The organism is Cellulosimicrobium sp. CUA-896 (genome assembly GCF_001942335.1).
Lineage (GTDB): Bacteria > Actinomycetota > Actinomycetes > Actinomycetales > Cellulomonadaceae > Cellulosimicrobium.
Map to the genome: position 1 here is coordinate 1 of NZ_MKKH01000067.1, position 5362 is coordinate 5362.

The following is a 5362-nucleotide window of genomic DNA, read 5'->3' on the forward strand; positions in this document are numbered from 1 at the left end:
GAGCCGGGTGCCGCACGCCTCGCGAACGCGCGCGCCTCGTGCGACGGCTCGCCGCACGCGGGCACGCCAGCACGGTGGTGCCGCCGGTCGGCTCGACGCCGCTCACCGGAGCGTCCACCGTCGGACCTCGTTGGCCCGGTCGACGAGCGCGATGCGTTCGTCGCGCGCGTCCGTGTGCGCCGCGAGGTCGCGGTACGCCGCCTCGAGCGCGTCGCGCAGCGCCGGTTCCTCGGCCGGGACGCCGGCGATGGTCGTGGCCGAGGACGGGCCCGTCGTCGTCACGGTGTCGAGCGCGGAGCGCAGCACGCCCACCGACAGCTCGGCGCGCTCGCGCGGGGCGATCGCGACCGACCCGACGCTCGCGAGGGCGTCGGCGAGCGCGGGCAGACCGCGCCCCGAGCCGGCGAGCAGCTGCGCGCGCAGCACGCGGGACCCGACGTAGGACCCGCGCGTCGGCGTGACGAGGTCGAGCGCCTGCAGCGCGCCGTCCAGGTCGCCGCGCGCCGCCGCACGCGCGTGAGGCCGAACGCGGCGGGCGCGGTGTAGTTGGCGTCGGTGCGCGCGCAGATGACGTAGAGCGACTCGGCGATGTCGGGCTCGCCGCTGAGCTCGCACGCGGTCGCGAGCGCGAGCTTGGGCGCGAGCTCGCCCGGGACCTGCCCGTAGACGGCGTGAACGACGCGCGTGCGGCGACGGCGTCGCCGCTCGCGAGCTCCGCGAGGCCGCCCAGCCAGGCCGCGCGCCACTCCCACGGGTCGTCCCCGAGGACCTGCGCGATCGCGTCGCGCACGACGTCGGGGCGGCCGGCCTCGACGGCCGTGCGCGCGCGGGCGAGGCGCACCTCGACGGTGTCCTGCGGCGCGTCGGCGAGCGCGGCGAGGCGCGCGTCCGGCTCGGCGACGTTGACGCCGGCGAGCCAGCTGGCCATCGGGTCGTGCTCGTCGGTGCGCAGCGCGGGCAGCTCGTCCCACGCCAGGGGACGCTCCGCGACGTCCGACACCGGGGCCTCGAACAGCACGGAGGCGGCCGAGTGCAGCGCGCCGCTGCCCGGACCACGGTCGGTCGCGACCACCTCGCGCAGCACCCCGAGCAGCTGGGCGCGCATCTCGTCCACGGTCGCGAACCGGTCGGACGGGTCGAGGGCGCAGGCCTTCGCGAGCAGGCGGTAGAACGAGTCGTACGCCTGGAACACGGGCGTGTCCGCGACCGGCGGCAGCGACGCGACGTACGTCGACGTGTTCCCCCGGAAGTCGAGCACGAGGGTCGCGAGCGTGCGCCCGATCGTGTAGATGTCCGACGCGACGGACGGCCCCACCTCGGCTACCTCGGGCGCCTGGTACCCGACCGTGCCGAAGATCGCCGACGTCAGGTCGTCCACGCGCCGCACGCCGCCGAGGTCGATGAGCTTGACGCCGTCGCCCTGCTGGATGATGTTGTCGGGCTTGAAGTCGCAGAACAGCAGGTTCTGGTCGTGCAGGTAGGCGAACGCGGGCAGGATCTCCAGGACGTAGGCGAGCGCCTGGTCGACGGGCAGGGGGCTGACGACGCCGCCGTTCGCCTCCCGCCGGTCCTTGAGGATGTCCTTGAGCGAGGTGCCGCCGACGTACTCCATGACGGTGTAGCCCGCGCCGTCGTGCATCGCGAAGTTGTAGATCTCCACGATGAGCGGGTGCTCGACCTCCGCGAGGAACTGCCGCTCCGAGATGGCCGCGGCGTACGCGTCGGGGTCGCCCGAGTTGAGCAGGCCCTTGAGCACGACCCACCGGCCGGACACGTTCTGGTCGCGCGCGAGGTAGATCCACCCGAGCCCGCCGTGGGCCAGGCACCCGACGACCTCGTACTGCCCGCCGACGAGGTCGCCGGGGGGAGAGCTGCGGCGTGAAGTCGAAGCGGTTGCCGCAGTGGGGGCAGAAGCCGGAGGTGCGCCCGGGCCTGCCGTCGCGGCCGCGCCCGACCTTCTCCCCGCAGGCGGGGCAGTACCGCTTGTGCTCGGGGACCTCGGGGACGGCCATGACCGCCTGGAGCGGGTCCGCCACGGGCGCGGACGGCACGGTCGTCAGGCCGGCGCCGAGGCGGTGGCCGCGCAGCCGGGTGGACGACGTGCGACGCGGCGCGTCGCGCGCGATCCGGTCGCCGCCGTGCGTGCCGAGCCGAGGGCTGTGGACGCGAGCCGGCTCGAGCTGGTGCGACCGGTGCGGGTCGAGCGCTCGGCGTCGGGCTCCGCGCCCGCGGACGCGACCCCGGCGCGGCCCTCGACGAAGCCGGTGCCGAGCACCGCCGACGGGGACGCGGCGGTCGTGCCCGTCGCCGCACCGTCGGGGGTCGCCGCGGTCGGGCCGGACCCGCCGGCGGGTGCCCCGCAGACGTTGCAGTAGCCGTCCTCGATGGTGCCCGGGCAGCCGGGCTCCGAGCACGGGACGGTCGCGGTGGTCGTCACGACGACGCTCCTTCCGGGGTGGGCAGGTCGCGGGTGAGGAACTGGTACTGCTCGACGAGGAAGCGCGCCAGCGTCACGTCGCACGGCGTCGCCTCGACGGCCTCGCGCGCCTCGACGAGACCGGAGCGCACCGTGGGCGACGTGGAGCGGCCGTTCGCCCGTGCCCGCTCGGCGAGCCGTTCGAGGCTGTACCGCAGCTCCGCGCGCTCGCGCAGCGGCGCCGTGTAGGCGGACTCGACCGCCTTCACGGCGCGCTCGACGGCGTCGAGGCGTGCGGCGTAGGCGTCGAGCTCGAAGCGGGACTCGGGCACCGGGCCGAGACGCGAGACGTCGGGCACGGCGAGGCGCGGCGCATGGACGACCTCCCGGCGGCAGCGCAGCACGAGCTCGCGCAGCGCGGGCTCGCGCGCCTCGAGGGCGTCGCGGCGCTCGGTCGTCCGGGCGCGGTCGCGGGCCAGCTCGCGGCGCTGGGCGGACGCCACGATGAGGTCGCGCTCGGCGCGCGCGACGTCCGACTCGAGCTCCGCGAGGGGACCCGCCACGTCGGCGCCGCGCTCGGCCCGGCCCACGACCCGCTCGAGCCGCTCGCGCAGGGCGAGGACGCGGCGCGCGCGTCGACGTCGGACCCCGCCAGGTCCTCGCAGCGCACGAGCTCCGCGCGGACCCCGCGCAGCCGCGCCACCTGGTCGGCGGTGTGCGGGTCGAACGACAGGCGGGTGCGCAGCTGCACGACGAGCGCGTCGCACAGCGTGGCGGCCTCGACGAGCGACACGAGCGCCGCACCCGAGCCGGAGTCGAGCCGGCCCCAGATGAGCACCGACATCTTCTCGCGCGCCACGACGTCGACCCGCCCGGAGTCCCACGTCTCGCGCAGGTCGTCGGCCCGCCCGCGGATCGCCTGCCACAGGGACAGCGCGAGGACGAGGTCGGCCGTGTAGGCGTCCGGGGCCGCGGCGGCCTGCGCGGCGGCGTCGAGGCGGTCCAGCTCCGTGCGCCGGGCGTCGAGCCAGCTCTCGAGCTCGCCGAGATACCGCATGAGGTCGGCGGCGGGGATCGCCTCGCCGAGCCGTCCGGGCGCCTCGGGCGCGACGGGTCGGGTCACGGCGTGCGCCCGTACACCGCGGCGGGCGGCGACGGCGCGGGGCCGAGCACGCCGAGCCAGCGGTCGTAGCTCGCGGCCCACGTCCCGTCGCTCTTCGTGCGCTCGAGGACGCCGTTGACGAAGCGGACCATGTCGACGTCGCCGGCGGGCACGCCGACGCCGTACGGCTCGTCGCTGATGGCCGCGCCGACCACCTTCGCGTACGGGTCCTGGGCCGCGAAGCCGGCGAGGATCGTGTCGTCGCCCGTGATCGCGTCGACCCGGCCCTGCTGGAAGAGCACGAGGCACTGCGTGTGCGTGGTGGCCGGCACGGGCTCGATGCCGGAGAACTCCTCGAGGCGGGAGAGCGTCGTCGTGCCCTCGGGGGCGCACACGCGCTGCCCCCGAGGTCCGCGATGCCGGTCGCGGTCGAGTCCCGCGTGACGAGCACCTTCTGGCCCGCGTGGTAGTACTCGGCCGAGAACGCGATCTGGTCCCAGCGCTCGCAGGTCATCGTGAACGCGCGCGCCACGAGGTCGACCTCGCCGTCCTCGAGCACATCGATACGCTGGCCGGACGTGATGACCCGGAACGTCAGGCGGTCCGGGTTGCCGAAGATCGCGCGCGACACCTCGTGCAGCACGTCGATGTCGAACCCCTCGATCTCCCCGGTCAACGGGTTGCGCGCGCCCATGAGGAGCGTGTCGGCGGAGACGCCGACGACGAGCGAGCCGCGCTCGCGGATCTCGGCCATGGTGCTGCCGGCGGGCAGCGCGTCGGGGGAGGGGAGCGGTCCTTCGGGCGCGTAGGAGGCGAGCGGGTCGGCGCACTCCGCCGGCGCGCCGGGCGCCGGTGCGACGCTCGTGGCCTCCGGCTCCGGCTCCGCGGGGGCGAGACGGAGGTCGTCAGCGCCGGTCGGGCCGGAGCACCCGGCGAGCAGCAGCGTCGTCGTGGCCAGCGCCGCGGCGAGGGCCCGGGCAGCGGTCGTGGTCCTCACCGGTACTCCTCCAGTCGTGCCGTGACGCCGCGCCACGCGAGCAGGGCCGCGGCCGCGCCGGCGGCGAGCAGCAGCCAGCCGGCGACGGCGGAGCCCGTGCCTGCCGACGCCAGGTCGTCGCGCGTCGCGGCGGCGTTCGTCTCGATGTCCTCGCGCGCGGTCGCCGAGAACTCCTCGAACGCCGCGTTCGGGCTGTCGGCGTCGGTGCTCGTCGCGAGCGCCACGGCGCCGTCCCAGTCGCCCTCGTCGTCGAGCGCGCGGATCTCCGCGTGGCGGGCGACCCAGGCGTCGAGCGCCTGCGCGCCCGACCCGTCGAGCACGCCCTCGGACGCGGCGGCGTCGAGGCGCTGCGCGGCGTCGTCCGTCGCGGCGACGAACTCCTCCTCGTAGGCCTGGCCGGACCCGCGCTGGATCAGCGTGAAGGCCTCCGCCGACTTGGCCTCGTTCGCGAGCGCGTACGCCTGCGACGCGGCGAGCGTCGCGGCGTAGGAGCCGGTCCGCACGTCGTGCGCCCGTGCGCTCGCCTGGGACAGCAGCACGGTCCCGACGACGCCGACGACGAGCACCACCGCCGTCGCGGCCGCGAGCCCGACGTTGAGCACGCGGTGCGTCCGGCGCGCGAGCCACACCTGGCTCAGCACGAGCACCGCGAGGGCGACCAGGCCGGCGGCCAGGACCCACAGGCGTCGCGCACGCCCGCGAAGTCCGCCGCCACCCGGTCGGCGTCGTCGAGCACGACCTCGTCCAGGGTCGGCAGCATCTGGTCGCGCAGGAGCGTCGACGCCTGGTCGAGGTAGGCGGAGCGACGGGGAAGCCCTGCCGGTTGGCGCGCGCGCCTGCTCGACGA

General features: G+C 76.1%; 6 protein-coding genes and 3 pseudogenes. 1 reads left to right on the forward strand and 8 read right to left on the reverse strand.

The window, feature by feature from the left end:
- Nucleotides 1–102: 102 nt before the first annotated feature.
- The 6 genes and pseudogenes from BJF88_RS16200 to BJF88_RS23905 form a co-directional block, all read right to left on the reverse strand.
- Nucleotides 103–1822: pseudogene (locus tag BJF88_RS16200) on the reverse strand (tetratricopeptide repeat protein).
- 100 nt (nt 1823–1922) lie between these two features.
- A pseudogene (locus BJF88_RS23895) lies at nt 1923–2051 on the reverse strand (serine/threonine protein kinase); the annotation flags it as partial.
- Nucleotides 2052–2056: 5 nt separating this feature from the next.
- A complete protein-coding gene (locus BJF88_RS23900; protein ID WP_369824654.1) occupies nt 2057–2437 on the reverse strand; it encodes a hypothetical protein in 381 nt (126 codons plus the stop codon).
- Nucleotides 2434–2685: a hypothetical protein gene (locus tag BJF88_RS22540; RefSeq protein ID WP_255372110.1), complete on the reverse strand. Its 252-nt coding sequence runs from the start codon at nt 2683–2685 to the stop codon at nt 2434–2436. Before BJF88_RS22540 ends, BJF88_RS23900 begins: the two co-directional genes overlap by 4 nt.
- A complete protein-coding gene (locus tag BJF88_RS16205; RefSeq protein ID WP_255372107.1) occupies nt 2682–3539 on the reverse strand; it encodes a hypothetical protein in 858 nt (285 codons plus the stop codon). The genes BJF88_RS22540 and BJF88_RS16205 overlap by 4 nt, the downstream gene beginning before the upstream one ends.
- A pseudogene (locus BJF88_RS23905) lies at nt 3536–4194 on the reverse strand (glutamate ABC transporter substrate-binding protein). The gene BJF88_RS16205 and the pseudogene BJF88_RS23905 overlap by 4 nt, the downstream one beginning before the upstream one ends.
- Between BJF88_RS23905 and BJF88_RS22555 the strand changes: the two are divergent.
- On the forward strand, nt 4100–4327 hold the full coding sequence (locus tag BJF88_RS22555) for a hypothetical protein (protein ID WP_255372109.1): 228 nt from the start codon (nt 4100–4102) through the stop codon (nt 4325–4327). The pseudogene BJF88_RS23905 and the gene BJF88_RS22555 sit on opposite strands and share 95 nt — an antisense overlap.
- A 184-nt stretch (nt 4328–4511) precedes the next feature.
- Here BJF88_RS22555 and BJF88_RS16215 read toward each other — a convergent pair whose 3' ends face one another.
- Together BJF88_RS16215 and BJF88_RS19765 are read right to left on the reverse strand one after the other, a co-directional pair.
- Entirely contained in the window at nt 4512–5162 is a 651-nt protein-coding gene (locus tag BJF88_RS16215; protein WP_075829556.1) for a hypothetical protein, read from the reverse strand.
- Nucleotides 5150–5362: hypothetical protein (locus BJF88_RS19765; protein WP_222844031.1), on the reverse strand; the 213-nt coding region annotated here is incomplete at its 5' end. The genes BJF88_RS16215 and BJF88_RS19765, both read right to left, overlap by 13 nt.

Bases quoted from the DNA above. Each gene is read 5' to 3' on its own strand.
- BJF88_RS22555 (WP_255372109.1), top strand. From the start codon at position 4,100: ATGACCCGGAACGTCAGGCGGTCCGGGTTGCCGAAGATCGCGCGCGAC.